Here is an 18,119-nt window from a genome sequence, read left to right as displayed (position 1 = left end):
AATGAATTACAGCTTGGCGCAGCGCTATGAACTAGGCGAGATCATCGGCAGCGGTGGCATGTCTGATGTATACGCGGCGCAGGATACTTTGTTGGGACGCGACGTCGCAGTCAAGATGCTGCGTTCCGAGATGGCGCGGGATATGAACTTCCGCGAACGTTTCCGCCGGGAAGCACGCAACTCGTCGAAGCTGAACCACCCGAATATCGTGGCAGTCTATGACACCGGCGAAGAAACCATCGACGGTATCGGCATTCCATACATCGTGATGGAGCGCATCCACGGTAATACGCTACGGGATCTGCTGCGCAATGACGGGCCAATGAGCCCGCAAGAGGCCGCCGAGATTCTGCAGCCGGTGTGCTCTGCATTGCAAGCCAGTCATGACGCTGGCATCATCCACCGCGATATTAAACCAGCAAATATTATGCTCACCAACACCGGAATGGTGAAGGTGATGGATTTCGGCATCGCCCGTGCCTTGGATGATTCCACGTCGGCAATGACGCAGACATCCGCAGTCATCGGTACCGCGCAATACCTTTCGCCGGAGCAGGCTCGTGGCAAGAATGCGGATGCGCGCTCAGATGTATACGCGCTGGGTTGCGTGCTGTACGAGGCAATCACCGGCGGCACCCCGTTCCAGGGCGAAACTCCGTTTGCCGTGGCCTACCAACACGTGCAAGAAGACGTCACCCCGCCGTCGGAACGCATGCCAGAGATAGACTTGGCCCCAACCGCGTTACTAAACGTCGATGCCGTGGTGATGACCTCCATGGCGAAGCACCCAGGCGATCGCTATCAATCTGCCGCCGAGATGGGCCAGGATCTCGAGCTTTTGTCCCGTGGCTCCGTGACTCAGGCGGCCCGCGCGCATGTGGCACCGTCGCAGGAGCAATTCCCAACCCAAACCGTCGGTTATCCAGAAACTCATGCTGCACAACCGCAGCAGGCGTACCCAGAAACCGCGATGGCCGGTGCGCCAGGTCCAGCTAGTGCAGCTGGTACGGCCGCCGGAGCAGCGCGAGCACTACCAGCCAATGCCCCGGGCGCGCACACGGCACCTCCAACGGCGACAACGGCGAAACCGTCAAGCCATTTACGCTGGTTAGTCGCGTTTATTGTGATTGCGCTGCTGGTGATTGGCGCTGGCTATGCCTGGAGTGTGCTCAACGACCGGGACTCGCGCAGACAGTCGAATAACCTCGCGCAATCCGAGACCGTGTCAGTGCCGAATATCATTGGATTGGAACGCAACGAGGCCATCGCGAAGCTTGAAGAGGTTGGCCTGCGCCCAGAAATCGTCGACGCGCCAGATCCAGAGGTTCCAGAACACCACGTCGTGCGCACCAATCCGAGTGTGGGTTCGCAATTGCAACGCAACACCACGGTGACCGTGACGGTGTCGACGGGTAAAGAAGACACCCAGGTTCCGCGTCTGGTGAATATGACCCCACAGGAAGCATCAGCCGCACTGGCCGAAGTTGGTCTAGAACTAGAGCCGGAGGTTGACGAGGAGTTTTCAGATTCCATCGAGCAGGGCCGGATCACCCGCCATGAACCAGCAGCTGGCGCTAATTTGCCGAAAGGTTCCAGGGTGCGAGTAACCATTTCCCGGGGCCCGGAGATCGTCGACGTGCGAGTGCCAAGCTTAACTGGCATGAAATGGAGTCAAGCTCGCGAGACACTGGAATCTTTGGGCTTCGTGCCAAAACCACAGTTTGTGGATTCACTTGAGCCAGCCGATCGCGTGCTCAGTGTGGATGGTGCTGGCCAGATGCGCCCAGAGGGTTCCGATGTGCGCGTCGAAGTATCCAATGGCTTGTTGACGACTATGCCGGATATCACGCGGAAAAACCGCAGCCAAGCATTAAACGCCCTGCGTGATGCAGGCTGGGAAGCAAGTGAGTCGAAGTTACTTACCGGTGAACCAGTCGACACTGCCGTGGTCACCGACCAAGGCTTGATTGCAGTTACTAGCCCGTCGCCAGGCGAGACGATTCGCAAGGACCAGGAAATTAACGTCCGCTTCTACGAATTCAATCTGCGCGCCCTGGTGCCGTAACGGAAAACTGCACGCCCCCTACAGCGTCGTCGTCCTGCTTATTAGGAGGCGGCGCTGTTAAACTAAACAGCATTAAACTATCCCTAACCCAACGACGATTTTGATGAAGGTGCATCATGCCTAAGGCAAAGGTCTCACAATCTAGCAACCAGTTCTCCGGCCAGTCCTCCAGCGCCAGCCGCACCCCGGTCAAGATCAATACCGGCGGCACCCCGAAGTGGTACAAGGGCTTGATGTTTTTCTTCATCCTGGCTGGGTTGCTGTACCTCGTGATCAACTACCTGGCTGGCCCGTCGATTCCGTTCATGCGGGACTTGCAGGCCTGGAACTACGGCATTGGCTTTGGCCTGTTCATCCTTGGTCTGTTGATGACCATGGGGTGGCGCTAGTCTTCCAAGCCAACCAACCCAACCAGCCTGACTACCCAAACCACTTTGCGCTACTAGCCCTGCTAGCCCTGCCACCAGTAAAAACAGGGCTAGCAAAACTTTTTCTCGCCACATGTAATAACTCCGGGTTTAGGAACACATACAAGACGTAAGCACTTCAAGCCCGTGAGTTAAGGAGAAACAACATGAAAACTCGTGGCACTGCTATCACTGCCGGAATCATCGGAACCGTAGCTATTGCCGGTGGCGGCATCGCACTGGCAACCTCCGCTCAGGAGCCATTCAGCGAAAATGCTTTTGAGGTCACCGGCCAGAACGAAAACTTGGATGTCACCGTCGACGGCATTGTGCAGCCAGGCGAAGAGCTTCTCATCGCAGCTACCTGCCCAGGCCAAGACGTCCGGGCAGATCTGGACACCAGCTTCGGCGAGTCGACCACTATGTCTCCGGGTGCGGACGTCGGCAAGCTCATCGGTTACGTCACCGTCCCGGCAGATTTCACTGACGAAGACGCCACCGCTACCATCACTTGTTCGTCGGGCGTAACAGATACCGTCGCTATCAATTAGGCAATAGCCTTCCCAATATCCGCAGCCCGCATAATCCCCGCATCCCCACCCGCGCAGTAGGAATTATTTGTGACCAGCGATTCCAGGTCGTCGCAAGATCAGGCGACCTTCACCACTATCTACCGGGAACACTACCCGCAGATTTTGGCCTACCTTCGCCGACGCGTTGCGGCTGCGGTCGCGGAGGAATACTGCGCGGATGTTTTCGGACGCGCGTGGGCGAATTTTTCATCACTGCAAGACCCGCAGCGCCCCTTGCCGTGGCTGTATGGCATCGCCGGCAATGTGGTCAAGGAATATTACCGCGGCAAGTCCGCCCGCCAGGACCGCGTAGAAGAAGAGGCGGAGCTTGACCAGATTGCTGCCGACGACTTCAGCCAGGTCGCTGATTTGTCGCTCGATATCAACCGCGCATTAAACGCACTGTCTTTTGCGGATCGCGACATCATCGCCCTGCATGCGTGGGAGCAGTTGAGCATTCCGGATATCGCTGCCAGTTTAGGTATCACCGAAAATAACGCGCGCGTGAAACTGCACCGTGCACGCACCAGACTCAAAGAAGTGTTGGAACCAGAAAACTTAGGTCGGTCATAATGACACATTTTGATGACGAGCTCACCCGGCAACTTGCCGACGCCAACCCGGTCCGTAACCCCGAGCTGAACGAGTTGGAACGACGCCGCAGCGAAAAACACCTGCAGGCGATTCTGGGAGACGCCCGCGCTGGTCTTGGGTCGCGCGCTGGCTCTGGCTTTGGAGCTGGCCGTAGCAACAGCGGCCGCTGGTTGCTGGGTGCTGCCGCTGCCGCTGCCGTCAGCGCTATCGCGCTGGGTACCGGCTTGTTGCCAAACCTGTTCAACGGGCAGGAAGCTACCGCCACAGCCGAAGAAATCCTGGCCACTGCCGGTGAATCTTCCCTACACGCTGCCGATGCCACTGACATTGCGGTCACCGCCCAGGAATACCTGGAGCGCACCGATCGCTTAGGCGAAGAGTTCGTTTCTACCGCGTACGAAGTTTCCGCCGATGGGCAGGTGCGAACCTCCACGGCGCAAAGCAACAATGCGCCGGCCGAATTACAGAATGCAGACCGCAACCTATCCGTGGATCCAGTGCAGCTACAAGCCACCGGCGCGGATACTGAAAGCCTGCGCGCACTTGCAGATTCTTTGGATGATTCCACTGCACGTGGCGTTTTGAAGTTGCTGTTACACCCGGCTTTATCCAGTGCACAGCAAAAAGTGTTATATGAGCTGATGGCCTCACTAGACGGCAATGACTTGGCTGGTGTGGAGCAATCCACGACCGGCGGTGACGACGAAGTAGTAACCGTGATCCGCGACGTGGATCAGCTCAGTTTTTCGGTGATTCCGGCAACCGGACAGTTAGTGCGCGTACATGGTTTAGTAGGGCCGGGGATCACCACGGAGGTTTCTGCCACCGCAATCGTGGATTGTGTACACGTCACTGGGTTGGAAGGCCCCGAGATGATTTCGACCGCCTGCGCGGACAATAACTATTACGTGGAAGATCTCGAATGGGAAAACTGGGGCGCTGACACCGCTACTGCCACCGGCACCGCGTGGATAAACAATTGTGATCCGCTGTGCGCCGATGGTGAATTTGCAACCTTCCCGGTGCGTCTAACTTTGGATAACCGCGAGGAATGTGGCTACAACGCCCGGATTTATTCCCGCATGCTCCTGGAATACCCGGAGAACCCGGACCGTAACGAGGAATTTTCTATCGGCTGTGCACAACCCACCGAACCAGCCCACTAATTACAGATGCCGGTGTCTGCCGTTTCCTATACCTCGTTGCTAAACCAGACCACGCACTAACCCCGACGCCCTAACCCCAACCACGCCCTAGCCCCGACGCCATCCGCGGCGTACGATGCCATCCCCATGGTGTCCACAACTTGTGAATTGTTGTGGATAACCATGGGGATTTTTCTACTAGCTGACCACAACTTGTCGACAAAGTTATCCACAATCTGTGGACTAATTTGTGAAAAACGTACATTGTGGACAAACTTCAGGTCATTATTTCACTGGCTGTGAACAAAGCCGTGCAGTGAATTCTGCAATTCTGTGCCTCTAGCTGCCTAAATAACATTCAAGTGAAACTTGAGGCTGTAAATTACAATCATGGTTTTCCACATTATCCACAAGACTTGTGGATAACTTCCCGGGGTTTCTTCACAATGAATACCGGTGGATAACTTCGTGGATAACCGAATTACATTGTTGATAACTCTGATTGCTAACTCTGTTTTGGCCGAAGCTTGTGTTGCTTCTGCTTACTGTTCTGTCTGTTCTGCCTACGCTGTCAACATTGTCAACATTGTCAACATTGTCAGTGTTGTCTGTTTTCTGTGCTTAGGCATAGAAAAACCCGGGGCCAACACACGGTGTGTGCCAGCCCCGGGTAACGAAGTACAAGCAGTAAAAAGCAGCGAAAGCTAGAGCTTATGCTTCCTCGGAAATTTCCACGGACTCGATGACGACGTCGTCATGCGGACGATCCATGCGGTCGGTGGAAACCTTAGCGATCTTGTCGACGACCTTCTGCGAATCCTTATCGGTGACCTCACCAAAGATTGTGTGTGCACCGGTCAGGTGTGGGGTTTTGCCGACAGTGATGAAGAACTGCGAACCGTTGGTGCCTGGGCCAGCGTTCGCCATGGCCAGCAGGTATGGACGGTCGAAAGAAAGCTCTGGGTGGAATTCATCGCGGAACTGGTAGCCCGGGCCACCACGACCGGTGCCAGTTGGGTCGCCGCCCTGAATCATGAATCCGTCGATGATGCGGTGGAAGATGGCCCCGTCGTAGAACGGACCTTCCTGGCCACCCTGTGCGTTCTGGGTGGAGTATTCCTGGGTTCCCTTGGCCAGGCCGACGAAGTTTTCGACGGTCACTGGTGCGTGATTGCCGAACAGCTCAATCACGATATCGCCATGATTAGTATGCAAAGTTGCCTTGGCAGTGGATTTACTCATGCCCACCACTATAGACGACAGAGCGCTGCAGCTGGTCGCACTGGCAGCCCTCTACCGGGTTTTTTGCCCTAAAGCTCTTATCCGTTCCCGCCCCGCTGCCACCACTCACAGTGGCTTTTCAGTACACTACGGTGGTCCCCTAAGCCCCCAACATCGTAAGGACGCTACCACCATGGCCGGCGCCCACCGCGCAGAACCCGTCACTCCCCCGCCACGGCCGCAACTGACCCGTGTCGGCTGGTGGTATACGATCCGCCGCATCGTGGTGCAATCATTGCGGCTACAAATCCCGGACATGGGCGCAGGGCTCACCTATTTCACGCTGCTGGCACTGGCACCGACGTTGCTGGTGTTTTATGGCATCGGTGTGCTCATCATGGCGAATAACCGCGATCTCCTGGAAAACCTGCTGTGGGATTTCCTGGGCGGAATTTTGCCGGTCAACCAAACCGAAACCGTGCTCAACACCGTCGATACTGTTTTATCCAGCACGTCGACAAACCTACTCGGCCTGCTCGCCGGTGTGGTCTTAGCCGCGATCTCTTCGTCCGCCTACGTGCGCGCCTTCGCTAGGTTCTCCACCCGCGTGTACGGCGATATCGACGGCCGCCCGCTCCTACACGTCTGGTCATCCATGGCCTTGTTATCCGTAGCCATGATTTTGGGCGTGTGCCTGATCTTCTTGGCGCTCGTCGTCAATGTCACCGTGGTGGAAACACTGATCCACCCCATCGCCGGGCCACTGGGCATCTATGAAGAAATTGAATTTCTCACCACCGCCATCTTGCCCATTTGGGCGTGGGTGCGCTGGCCAGTCATCGTGATCATGGCCGCGGGTCTTATTTCCGTGCTGTATTACTATGCGCCGAACGTGCGCCCGTACCGGTCCAAGTGGCGGATCTTCACACTTGGGGCATTCGTCGCCCTGGTACTGATCTTCCTCACCGGCGGTGGGCTCTACGTGTATTTCGTGCACCTATCGTCGCTGAATTCCTATGGTGCGCTGGGCTCGATCGTGACGTTTTTCTTCGGCTGCTGGATTGCGAATACAAGCTTGGTCTTCGGCGTCGTCATTGATGCAGAGGTCGAACGCACCCGCCAAATCCGTGAAGGCATCTTGGATAATGATCCCACCGATAACACTCGGTTAGCCGAACAAGCACCACACCTAGAGCACCGTTCGACAAAACAGCAAGAAAAAATGGAGCGCGTCCTCAGCTCGCTGGAAAATGATGCCCAGCAGCTCAAGGACGCGCCCCAAGATTAAGCGGTAGCGTCTCAGGCCAGCTGTCAGCACCGCCCGATTGTGCTTGGCGACGCCGACGCTAGCCAACTCACTATTAGTTCAGCGATTCCACCACGTTGTTGCGCGCGGTAACCATGTTGCGCAGCGACTCTTCGGTCTCTTCGTAACCACGGGTCTTCAAACCACAGTCCGGGTTGATCCACAGGCGCTTCTCGTCGACGTTCTTCAGCGCCGCGCGGATCAGCTCTTCCATCTCTTCCACCGAAGGGATGCGTGGCGAGTGGATATCGTAGATGCCTGGTCCGATCTCGCTGGTGAAGGAATCGTTGAGATCCTCCAGCAACTCCATGCGGGAACGAGCAGCCTCGATGGAGGTCACGTCAGCATCCAGTGCGGCAACCGCGTCGATGATCTGGCCGAATTCGGAGTAGCACAGGTGGGTGTGGATCTGGGTCTTTGGCTTCGCTTCCAGCGAGACCAAACGGAAGGCACGTACGGCCCAATCCAGGTAGGAAGCGCGGTCGGATTCGCGCAGTGGCAACAGCTCGCGCAGGGCTGGCTCGTCGATCTGGATGATGTCGATGCCAGCTTCTTCCAGGTCAGCGACTTCGTCGGCAAGCGCGACACCGATCTGGTCGGCGGAGACGGACTGGTGGACGTCGTCACGAATGAACGACCACGCCAGGATGGTCACCGGGCCAGTCAGCATGCCCTTGACGTGCTTGTCGGACAGCGACTGCGCGTACTTGGCCCACTCGGTGGTCATGGCCTCCGGGCGGGAGACGTCACCAACGACGATTGGAGGACGGGTGCAGCGGGAACCGTAGGACTGTACCCAGCCGTTTTCGGTGACGACGAAGCCGTCGAGAAGCTCCGCGAAGTACTGCACCATGTCGTTGCGCTCTGGCTCGCCGTGTACCAGCACGTCGATGCCCAGGTCTTCCTGCAGCTTGATCACGGAAGCGATCTCGCCGCGCAGCTCTTCGACGTACTGTTCGTCGGTGAGCTTGCCGGCGCGGTGATCGGCGCGGGCACCACGGATCTGCTTGGTCTGTGGGAAGGAACCGATGGTGGTGGTCGGCAACTTCGGCAGACCCAGTTCCTCTTGGATCTCGGTGCGCTCGGCGAACTTCGGCTCACGAGCAACCTGGCCTTCTGGCAGCTTGGCGACGCGCTGGGCGACGGCCTCATTGTGCGTGCGCTCGGATTCCTTGCGGGTGCGCAGGGCGCGCTCGGAGCGGGCGAAAGTCTGCTCAACCTCATCGCGCTTGCCGTCCAGGGCTGCGGCGATGGCGACGACCTCGGAGATCTTCTCGTCAGCGAAGGAGAACCAGCCAGCGACGTCGACAGGCAGGTTCTTTTCTGCCTCGACGGTGTGTGGCACGTGCTGCAGCGATACGGAGGTGGTGACGTGCTTGGTGCCGAGTTCTTCGGCGGTTTCGACCAGCGCGTTGAGCTCACCGGCCCAGACGTTGCGGCCATCAACCACACCGGCCACCAGGGTGGTCTGTGGTGACTTGGCGACGGCTTCTTTGATGCGGCCCAGGTAGTTCGAATCCAGCGCCTGGGTTGGGCGAGAAACATCCACCTGGAAGGCCTCTGGGGCGGCGGCCAGCAACTTGTCCAGGCCAGCCTGCAGCGAACCGTAAGGGGTGGTCAGGTACACCTGCGGGCGGTTGTCGTTGCCCAGCAGCTCAGTCCAGATGGCACCAGCGCGGTCAGCAAGTTCAGCATCGGAGATTCCGGTGTGATCGGCAACCAGGGCTGGTTCTGCAACCTGTACCCATTCCACGCCGGCTTCCTTCAGTACCGCGAACACCTTTGCGTAGGATTTCGCGAGGTCATCCAGGCGATCCAACGGGTTGGTGGTGCCATCGGCGGCCTTGGATAGAGCCAGCACGGTGACTGGTCCCACCAGGTATGGGCGGATGGTGTGTCCGGCTTCGCGGGCTTCGTCGACAAGCTTCAGCAGGCGCTGCGGGCGGGCGGTGAAGGCCTGGTCAGCGCTGATTTCTGGCACGATGTAGTGGTAGTTGGTGTCGAACCACTTGGTCATTTCCAACGGGGCGGTATCAGCGTTACCGCGAGCCAGGGTGAATTCCTCGTCCAGGCTAACTTCTTCGGCGTCGCCGCCTAGAGCACCGACGGTCAGTGCGGTTTCCAGCACCTGATCGTAATACGCGACGTCGGCTGGGATGGCGTAGTCGTCGGCAAGACCCAGATCCTTCAGACGGGCATAAGTATCTACGCGCAGCGAGTGCGCGGCGGATTCGAAAGTTGGGCGGTCGATGCGGCCGGCCCAGTAAGACTCAAGAGCACGCTTGAGCTCGCGGTTAGCGCCAACGCGAGGGTAGCCCTCGATGGTTTTTGTTGGGAATGGTGTCTGCGACATGGGAGTGTCGGGTCCTTCCTGGAGACAAGAAAAACAGTGTGATTTCTGTTTATGCGGTTTTATTGCTTATGAATTCTGGTTATGAAGTTATGGGTTCTGTAGGGGTGCGGCGGGCCTAGCCAGAGAATTAGCCGGGCGCGGTTGGGCTGGGCGCGGTTGGCGGGCGAATCCCGACCGCGTCCAGGAGCTCTTGGGTGACCTCCGCGTTGTTGTGGGTGTAGATGTGCAGGCTGCCGACATCGTTGTCCACCATCGCTTGCACGAGTTCGGCGGTGATCGCGATGCCCTCGGCGCGCTCATCCCGGGCGCTTTCTAGCCGACGCACCAGGTGCTCCGGTACCGGCAGGCTGGAAAATTCCGCCATGCGGCGCAGGCGGCGCACACTGGTAATCGGCATGATTCCCGGGATCTGCGGAATACGAATGCCCGCCAGTTCTGCACGACGACGGAACTTTAAGAAATCTTCGGCTTCGAAAAACAGCTGGCTGATGGCCAGATCGGCGCCGTTGCGTTGTTTGGACAGCAGCACGTCGAAGTTTTCGTCGTCGGTGCGTGCCTGGTAGTGGCCGTTCGGGTAGCTAGCCACGGCAACGGCCAAGCGTCCGGCAGCGAAGCGGGCTGCCTGTTGGCCTTCAACTTCGCGGATTAGGCGCACGAGTTCGTCGGCATACTGCAAGTGATCTGCGGGTAGTTTGACCTCGCCTTCTGGCAGGTCGCCGCGTAGGGCTAATAAGCCACGCACACCGGAATCGATGAGACGGTTGATCCACGCGACCATCTCTTGCTTCGTGCCTGCAGTACACGCGAGGTGCGCCAAGGTGCGCATGTTGGTTTCGCGGTCGATGCGGGAGATGAACTTCGCGGTGCCGTCCAACCAGCCGGAACGGCACGAGCTGGTAACCGAGATATAGTCCGGCCGATAGGATTGCAGCGTTTCCAACAAGTGAGAGATTTTCTTCTCGTCGGCGTCGTGGCGCGGTGGAATGACCTCAAAGGACAGTGCGGTGCGTTCGGATCTGGTACGCGGTTCCGTGTTTTCTGCGTTATCCGGGTTATCCGGGTTATCGCTGGAATCATCCAACGGCGCAGAGGCAGATACTCGTGGGGCCATTGCTGGTCACCTCCTTCCGGCTGATTGCGTCTTGATTGTGAACCAAGCTGTCTAGTGTTGGCATCAATCTAATGCTTGTGCAGCTAACAAGGAAGAATCCGGAAAGGTGTTACCATTCGGCGGGCCGTTCATGCTGGAAAAACAGGCCAGGAGCCAGCTGAATATAATTCGTCGCCAAACAGAAAAAATGAACCAAGCTGTCTATGGTATTACCATTAAGATGTGCTGGAAACACTTTATTTTCGCTGTTATCTCCCACATCACCTTCCACAGCAACTATCCTGGAACTATCTAGCTAGTGACAACCATGTAATTAACGAGGTGAACGAACCATGGGTTCTGCAAACGTCAACCTGCGCATCGCGCGCAACCTCAGCTCAACCGGCTGGGAAAAATTCAAGGATTACCGCGACAAGAAGTCCCAAGAAGCATTCGACTTCCTGGAAAGCGCGGCAAAAACCGTGGATAAAACTGCAGAAAAGCACTTCCCGGAAGCACGCAAAGAAGCTGGCAAACTGACCAAAGCTGCGCACGCCCGCTTGGATAAAAGCCTGGAAAGCCTGCAAGGAACCGGCCGTGAACTTGCCGACGGCAACGTATCCGAAACCGTAGAAAATGTCCGCGAGGCCGCCAGCGAGAATTTCTCCAAGGCCACCAAAAAAGCCCAGAAGCAGGCCAAGAAATTGCGCAAAAAAGCCGACAAAAAGCTGGGCCGGAAAAACCGGAAGCGCCTGTCCCGCGCAGAGAAAAAAGCCAATGCTGCTGCGCAGAAGGTCAAGGACAAAGCAGCCAAGAAACTAGATAAAAAGACCAAGTCTCAATCCCGCGGCTTTGGTTTCTACGCCTTGTGGGCCGCTGTTCTCGCCGCGGTCGTTGGTGTTATCGCCTATGTGCTGAACAAGCGCAACTCCGGCGCGCAAGAACAGCCACCAAAGGCTAGCGATTACAGTTCGAATACCACCAGCACGCTGGTGTACTCCTCGACCAGCGAAGATGACCTGGAAGCACCAAATGCAGATGCTTCCGAGGAAAACAAGAAGGCAGAAAAGAAAGCCGGCGAGTTGGCCGAGGATCCAGCCGAGCGTGACGAGGAACTGCTGGCAGACATCGACGAACAGCTGGCCAAGAATCTCTCCCAGGGTGCTGCAGAAAACCTGGCTGCTTCCGAAGCCACCCGCGCTGTGGCTCACGACGATGCCGACGCTGCCGAAAAAGCAGCGCAGATCGACGAACAGCTGAAAGACAAGTTGGATTCCGAGTCTGGACCTGAATCCGGTTCTGAGTCCGGCGACAAATAATCGTCGGCAAGCTGGGTGCCCCAAGCCCGGCGTCGGCAAGATATTCTGGCCAGTTCAGCGCAGCGATTCACCGACGGGGCGTCGGCAAGCGGCGTCGTAAAGAGACATATGCCATAAAGTCGTTACGTGAGCTAAGCCATCTGCTTCGATAGGGTTTGTGGTGCAAGGGAATTATCAACACCACAGGCCCTATTTCTATGGCCACATTTTGTTTGGCCACGGCCCATCGTCGGCCGGTTATAGGACAGAGCGGTGTGAAAGACGAGGAGGAAATTGCTTTGGGCGTGCAAGAACTGTCAGTGAAACTCGACAACGGCGCAACCTACTATTTCCCCGCCGGAATTGCCCCAGGTGAGCAAGGCAACCGCATTGAGATGCTGCGCGAGGCCATCGAAAACGATTCCGTGTTTCAGAGCGTCGATATTAACGGCAACGAGCGCACCATTTATGGCAGCGAAGTGAAAAACTATCACTTGAGCGACGCGCTATAACCACCGACTATGCCGAAAACACTGCTGGTCACCAATGATTTCCCTCCGGTAATCGGGGGGATTGAATCATATCTACGGGATTTTGTTTCCCTGCTGGACCCCAACGAGATCATCGTTTTTGCGCCCACACGGGATAAAGCTGCCTGCGAGAGCTACGATGCGCAGCTGGATTATCCCGTGATTCGCTGGCCACACCGCCTGTTACTGCCGACGCCGCGTTCGGCAAAGAAACTCCGCGAAATCATCCGCACCCACGACATCGACACCGTGTGGTTTGGTGCGGCCGCTCCCCTGGCCTTGTTGGCAAAGACCGCGAAGCAGGCTGGCGCCAAGAAGGTCATTTCCACCACGCACGGCCATGAGGTCGGCTGGTCCATGATCCCGGGGGCACGCCAGGCGCTGCGCGTGATCGGCAACAACTCTGACGTGCTGACGTATATCTCGTCCTACACGCGCCGTCGGCTGGAAAAACCCTTCGGTAACCGCCCGCGGTGGGTGCATCTGCCTTCCGGGGTCAACGCGGATAATTTCGGGGTGGCGAGCCCACAACGGCAAGTGGAGGCGAAGCAAGCCTTTGGCATTGCCGCGTCCGCGCCGACGATCGTGTGCATTTCGCGTTTCGTCCCACGCAAGGGCCAGGACAAGCTATTGCGGGCGTTTCCGGTGTTGCGTTGTCAATTCCCGGATGTGCAGCTGATTTTGGTGGGCCGCGGGCGTTCGTATCGGCGCCTGGAAAGGCTGCGAAAGAAATACGCTCCCGATGCTCTGTTGCTGAACAACACGGATTATCAGCAGAACCAGGTGCGTGTCGACGATGCGTTGGCTGCCGCGGATGTGTTCGCCATGCCTGCCCGCACTCGCGCGGGAGGACTGTCCGTGGAAGGGCTCGGCATCGTGTATTTGGAAGCACAGGCGTGCGGCATTCCGGTGGTCGCGGGCAGCTCCGGCGGGGCGCCGGAAACCATCACCGACGAGACCGGCGTGGTAGTCAACGGGCACCGAGTGAGCAGCATTGTGCGTGGCCTACAAGGCTTACTTGCCGACGCCCAGCTGCGCTCTGAGATGGGTGCTGCGGGCAGGGCGCACGTCGTCAAGAATTGGAACTGGGATTTGCTGGGTGCGCGGCTGAAACAGGAACTGCGCGAGATTTAGGCACTGCGGGAGCTTTAAGCCGTCCGTTTAACTGCCTAGCGCCCGAGTGCACCAATGGCGATGACGTTGACGCCATCAGGCCGACGGTATGACATTCCACCGCCGGTCACGACCAGAAATTCAGCGGGCTCAGGCATCACCGCGGCGAATTTCTGCAGACTCGCCGCCGCACCGTTGACCACATTGGGATGGTGCCCGAGTTTGATCTCCACAAGCACTGTTCGCCCAGCGAGCGTCGTAATCGCATCAACTTCGGTGCCATCCCCGAGGCGAGCGTGATAGACCGGCTCGTTCGTCAGCGCGCATAATTCATGAACCACCAGCGATTCAAAAAGCTGACTGAAAAATTCGAAGTCGTGTAAAAGATCGTCCGGCTGTTTTTGTAGCGCAGCAACTGCTAACGCTGGGTCTGCAAAGTGCCGTTTGGCTGCTTTGCGTAGTGGGGTACGTGAGCGCAGGGATTGTGACCACGCCGGTTGGTCTTGTCTGATGAAAATACGCTCGAGAGAATCCAAGTAGTCAATCGCAGTTTCTCTGTGCAATTCAGCATCTGTGGCGATTGCAGTCGTCGACATTTCAGTTCCAATCCCACGAGCCAGAGATCGCATTACCCGCAGAACCCGAGCTGGGTTACGCTTCACCTTGTCCGGTGTGGAAATGTCGAGCTCCACGATGGTCCGTACATAATCACGCAGGTTTGCTTGTGCATCCGCAACACTGAGACGCAAAAAGCCTGGCCACCCGCCTCGGCAAATCCTTTCCGCAAGATCATGGATAGTTAGTTCCGTCTTGCCGACGCGCGGTGCCTCGCCCTTCACCATGTTGAGCAGTGAAGCTTGTCCAGTGGATTCTCCCGATTCTGCCAGTGTCATGGTGTGCATTGTTAAGCGAGAGAATCTTCCGGCTCCAGAATGGCCTTGCACCGCTTCGGCTGGGGCGGTCGATCCTGTCAAAATAAATTGTCCGGGCTGCCCACGCCCATCAATTTCGTGGCGTACTACATCCCATAATTTTGGTTGTGCCTGCCATTCGTCCAAAACTCTCGGCGTCGGCCCTTGTAATACAAGAGCCGGATCTACCCCCATTGAAATCTCCACATCAGGATCGATGTCTACTTTGATTTCGCTCTCGGCATGGTGACGGGCGGTCGCAGTCTTGCCACAACCCTTCGGTCCCTCAATCAACAAGGCTCCAGTGCGCCGCAACGACTGCTCCACAAAAACATCCGCTATCCGCGGAATATAGTCCTGAGACAACACCACTATTTCACCATCCGACAGTTTGAGGCGATTCTAACCGACACTTTGAGGAACTCGTGTCTGAATTCGCGCGTGATTGAGTCCATGTTTCACGTGAAACATTGTTTATCGCGATACCGGTGGATTGGTGGAACGACGCCATGCTTCATCAGAACCTTGACTACCGCACGCCAACAGAGGTTGAAGCAGAGTTTTGCAGCCGACAACCGGCTCGAGAAATAATGGAAATTAAGGCACATGCCTAGGAACAAAACCCAGGGCACTTCAAACTTCAAGCACAAAAATTGATACTATTTTTTATTCCCCTTATCTTTCCGCAAAAGCATCAAAGATACAGTTACCGAATAGGTAAAGAGAAAAATGATAATAACTGTGTGCATACTTACCCCTTAGCCTCAGACTTTCTTAGTCGCAGCAGCCTGCGGAACCAAACCCAAACCGCCAACAAATGCCAGAAAAATGGAGAGTAAAAACTTTCCGCGTATTTCAGCTTGCACATCTCCTCCAAAAATGCATTCGTAAGATGCGAGCCCCTTTTTAAGGAAGCAACCTCATCGTAAAACAGTAGATTGTAAGCTGCAACACAATTTTTCGACTTTTTACTTATTCCCCTTATATGGGGTGAGTATGACCGCCATCTAACCTAAGTAAGGGCATTTTGCGTTAGTTTCCGCATCCCCAGCGGTGGCTTACCCCGACCGATTCTCGGATTACTTATAAACTAAACCCCGCACACAAACTAACAGACACTCTCAAACCGAAGGGACGACCGAAAGGCAGCACCAGCTCGACACCGCTGACCGCAGAAGATCGGCTACGCCGCGAGGTAGAGAAACTACAGGCAGAAAATGCGTACTTAAAAAAATTGCAGGACTTGAACAACCAGCGACGAGACTAAAGGTCGAGGCTATCGTCACCCTCAAGTCAGACCACCGCCTAGAAGACCTGCTGGTTGCGGCATGTCTTGCCCGGTCAACATTTTTCTATCACCAACAACGCCTCACCATGGTTGATAAGCATGCCCAGCTCAAACAGGCTATCTGTGAGATCTTCGAGCGGATGAACCGTCGTTATGGTTACCGGCGAGTGCATGCCCAGCTACGCAGACAAGGATGGGTCGTCAACCATAAGCTGGTCTACAAGCTCATGGACCAACTGGGGCTTAAGTCCAAGGTCAGGGCGAAAAAGAAGTACAACTCGTACAAAGGCACAGTCAGTGACATCGCAGCCAATGTAGTGAATCGATGTTTCACCCCTGATCGGCCAAATACGGTGTGGGTAAGCGATGTCACGGAGTTTCGCGTTGCTGGCACCAAAGTCTACCTATCGCCAATTATGGACTTATGTGATCGTTCAATCGTGTCCTACAGCGTTTCAACCTCACCGAATACGGCGTTTACCTCGCAGTCTTTGCGTGATGCCATCGCGCAAGAATCACCAGATCACCGATTGCTTGTGCACACCGATCAGGGGTTCCAGTACCAGCATTCGAGTTGGCGCACACTCATTACAGGTATTGGTGGCACACAGTCGATGTCAAGGAAGGGAAACTGTTACGACAACGCGGTGATGGAAAACTTCTTCGGGCACCTGAAAACCGAGATGTACCACGGAGAAGTCTTCGACACCGTCGCAGAGTTCAACCAGGCGATCGACGAGTACATCCAGTGGTACAACACCGAACGCATCCAACAACGACTCAAGGGCCTGACCCCGATGCAATATCGAAATCAAACCCTTGAAGCCCTAACCGCCTAGAATTAAACCAGTCCAACTTTCGGGGGCCAGTTCACTTTTCACTTATGCACCCATATCGCCACACCTATGTACGATTTAACGACCACCTAAAAGAAATTTTTTTCCTCCAGGGTGTCGCTTTCATATCTAGTCGGGGATTCCCCTTCGTGCTTTTTCTGCTGAGTGGAGTACAGAAGAAAAGCGATAGGTCCGAGGATCGGAAGAATGATTATGACACCAAGCCATATAAGTGCAGAAAGAGCGCTCATTTTCTTTTTGAACAGTACGATAATGCTTATCACCCAAAGAAGGAAGATAGCTAGCATGACTGTGGTTGTTGCAAAATCATAGAGCGTAATCATCAGGCCCCGCTTTTCTGTAGATAGTAATGGTCTACATGGTTGGGTTAATAGACACTTTCCGACCTGTGATTTTAAGCGTCAAAGCAATTGTTTTCGTGGAAAACACTTTACCTACCTGAAGGGTGGCACGCATCTGAGCCTTTGCCGGAGTTCCTGTCTTTTTATCTTCCCAACCTTGGATAATGGACACATTAGTGCTCTGGACAGTGTGCCCAAACGCTTTCCATACTGTAGGTTCCCATACTCGGCGAATAATTCCTCGTCCATTCGGGTCGTGTGGGAGTGATACATCGGCTCGGAAAGAGTATTTAAATGCGATGCCACTATATTGAATAAGACAGTGGTCCCAGCGTTCCCAGCCATTGTTGTACCAGTACCTGTGGCAGCCTTCACTACCAACGATTGAACGCGCTTGAATCCCGGCGTGACCATCTCCCGCAACGGACTCTCCATCCCCGATGGAAGTATAGGCGATAGATCCGTCAGGGAATTTTAGCACTTGGACTTCGTTATCTTTTGAGGATTTAGATACCTAAATAGGTTCCACATCAGGATTGTCTGCATCAGGCAGTTCTCCTTGGCGAATTTTTTCGACTATCGCTTCTTGGTCCTCGTTACTGATTCCACGCGAAGTCATTTCATCGCGTATGTCTTGAATGTCTTGTTCTGACGGAAGAAGGGACTCATTGGCTTGGGTGGATAAGTTGTGCTTGAGCTCTGGTGGTGTGTAATTTTCGGCTGCCGCAATTGGCGCGACTGAGATGACTGAAGCGAAGACAGAAAAAGCTACTACTTTTCCAATTTTATTTTTCCAGATTGCCAGATTGCCATAGCGTGTCCTTTAGGGAGGAGATAGTTGAGCTAAAGAGAAGTAGCGGGAAGCAAATGAGCAAATCGCTATTCCCATGTTTTACTTTAATATAAGGTTTCAAGTGTACTAGGTTTTGTTCCTAGGCATTTACCTTATTTTGAAGTGTCCCAGGTTTTGTTCCGTCTGAGTAGATGGGAAAATTTGGACCATGCCCAAAAAATTTGACCAGGATGCC

Annotated in this window: 14 protein-coding genes and 1 pseudogene; 10 read left to right on the top strand and 5 right to left on the bottom strand. The window is 55.5% G+C overall.

Annotated elements, in window-relative coordinates; all coding sequences use genetic code 11:
- The first annotated feature begins 1 nt into the window (after window position 1).
- From pknB to A5774_RS08360, 5 genes are all read left to right on the top strand, one after another.
- The gene (pknB, locus tag A5774_RS08380) at window positions 2-2,065 is read left to right on the top strand and encodes a Stk1 family PASTA domain-containing Ser/Thr kinase (RefSeq protein WP_064834337.1); all 2,064 of its coding nucleotides are present in this window, start codon (window positions 2-4) and stop codon (window positions 2,063-2,065) included.
- A 116-nt stretch (window positions 2,066-2,181) separates the two neighbouring features.
- Window positions 2,182-2,454, top strand: coding sequence for a cell division protein CrgA (gene crgA / locus A5774_RS08375; protein ID WP_064834335.1), 273 nt, complete (start codon window positions 2,182-2,184; stop codon window positions 2,452-2,454).
- A gap of 185 nt (window positions 2,455-2,639) precedes the next feature.
- Window positions 2,640-3,023, top strand: coding sequence for a hypothetical protein (locus A5774_RS08370; protein WP_027018169.1), 384 nt, complete (start codon window positions 2,640-2,642; stop codon window positions 3,021-3,023).
- A 69-nt stretch (window positions 3,024-3,092) separates the two neighbouring features.
- Window positions 3,093-3,617, top strand: a complete 525-nt coding sequence (locus A5774_RS08365; RefSeq protein ID WP_064834333.1) for an RNA polymerase sigma factor — start codon at window positions 3,093-3,095, stop codon at window positions 3,615-3,617.
- Entirely contained in the window at window positions 3,617-4,804 is a 1,188-nt protein-coding gene (locus A5774_RS08360; RefSeq protein WP_064834331.1) for a hypothetical protein, read from the top strand. The genes A5774_RS08365 and A5774_RS08360 overlap by 1 nt, the downstream gene beginning before the upstream one ends.
- A gap of 690 nt (window positions 4,805-5,494) precedes the next feature.
- Here A5774_RS08360 and A5774_RS08355 read toward each other — a convergent pair.
- Window positions 5,495-6,025: a peptidylprolyl isomerase gene (locus tag A5774_RS08355; protein WP_023018627.1), complete on the bottom strand. Its 531-nt coding sequence runs from the start codon at window positions 6,023-6,025 to the stop codon at window positions 5,495-5,497.
- A gap of 172 nt (window positions 6,026-6,197) precedes the next feature.
- On the opposite strand from A5774_RS08355, the gene A5774_RS08350 reads away from it, so the two are divergent.
- Window positions 6,198-7,292, top strand: coding sequence for a YihY/virulence factor BrkB family protein (locus A5774_RS08350; protein ID WP_197490277.1), 1,095 nt, complete (start codon window positions 6,198-6,200; stop codon window positions 7,290-7,292).
- A 73-nt stretch (window positions 7,293-7,365) separates the two neighbouring features.
- Here the strand turns inward: A5774_RS08350 and metE are convergent, their stop codons facing one another.
- Together metE and A5774_RS08340 are read right to left on the bottom strand one after the other, a co-directional pair.
- Complete coding sequence (metE, locus tag A5774_RS08345) at window positions 7,366-9,663, bottom strand: 5-methyltetrahydropteroyltriglutamate--homocysteine S-methyltransferase (RefSeq protein ID WP_064834327.1); 2,298 nt, start codon at window positions 9,661-9,663, stop codon at window positions 7,366-7,368.
- Window positions 9,664-9,790: 127 nt separating this feature from the next.
- A complete protein-coding gene (locus A5774_RS08340; protein WP_064834325.1) occupies window positions 9,791-10,774 on the bottom strand; it encodes a methylenetetrahydrofolate reductase in 984 nt (327 codons plus the stop codon).
- A gap of 332 nt (window positions 10,775-11,106) precedes the next feature.
- On the opposite strand from A5774_RS08340, the gene A5774_RS08330 reads away from it, so the two are divergent.
- From A5774_RS08330 to A5774_RS08320, 3 genes are all read left to right on the top strand, one after another.
- The gene (locus A5774_RS08330) at window positions 11,107-12,072 is read left to right on the top strand and encodes a hypothetical protein (protein WP_064834321.1); all 966 of its coding nucleotides are present in this window, start codon (window positions 11,107-11,109) and stop codon (window positions 12,070-12,072) included.
- A gap of 254 nt (window positions 12,073-12,326) precedes the next feature.
- On the top strand, window positions 12,327-12,563 hold the full coding sequence (locus A5774_RS08325) for a hypothetical protein (protein ID WP_021352486.1): 237 nt from the start codon (window positions 12,327-12,329) through the stop codon (window positions 12,561-12,563).
- Window positions 12,564-12,572: 9 nt separating this feature from the next.
- Window positions 12,573-13,715 (top strand): glycosyltransferase family 4 protein, encoded by a 1,143-nt coding sequence (locus A5774_RS08320; protein WP_064834319.1) that lies wholly within the window; start codon window positions 12,573-12,575, stop codon window positions 13,713-13,715.
- 35 nt (window positions 13,716-13,750) lie between these two features.
- Here A5774_RS08320 and A5774_RS08315 read toward each other — a convergent pair whose 3' ends face one another.
- The gene (locus A5774_RS08315) at window positions 13,751-14,977 is read right to left on the bottom strand and encodes an ATP-binding protein (protein ID WP_231892396.1); all 1,227 of its coding nucleotides are present in this window, start codon (window positions 14,975-14,977) and stop codon (window positions 13,751-13,753) included.
- Between the two features lie 852 nt (window positions 14,978-15,829).
- Here A5774_RS08315 and A5774_RS08310 point away from each other — a divergent pair.
- Window positions 15,830-16,732, top strand: a pseudogene (locus A5774_RS08310) (IS3 family transposase); the annotation flags it as partial.
- 86 nt (window positions 16,733-16,818) lie between these two features.
- On the opposite strand, the gene A5774_RS12010 reads toward A5774_RS08310, so the two are convergent.
- A complete protein-coding gene (locus tag A5774_RS12010; RefSeq protein WP_369815549.1) occupies window positions 16,819-17,037 on the bottom strand; it encodes a PLDc N-terminal domain-containing protein in 219 nt (72 codons plus the stop codon).
- Window positions 17,038-18,119 lie beyond the last annotated feature (1,082 nt).

Source organism: Corynebacterium sp. EPI-003-04-2554_SCH2473622 (assembly GCF_001665955.1).
GTDB lineage: Bacteria > Actinomycetota > Actinomycetes > Mycobacteriales > Mycobacteriaceae > Corynebacterium > Corynebacterium pseudodiphtheriticum.
This window is presented reverse-complemented; position numbering and strand designations above follow the sequence as displayed.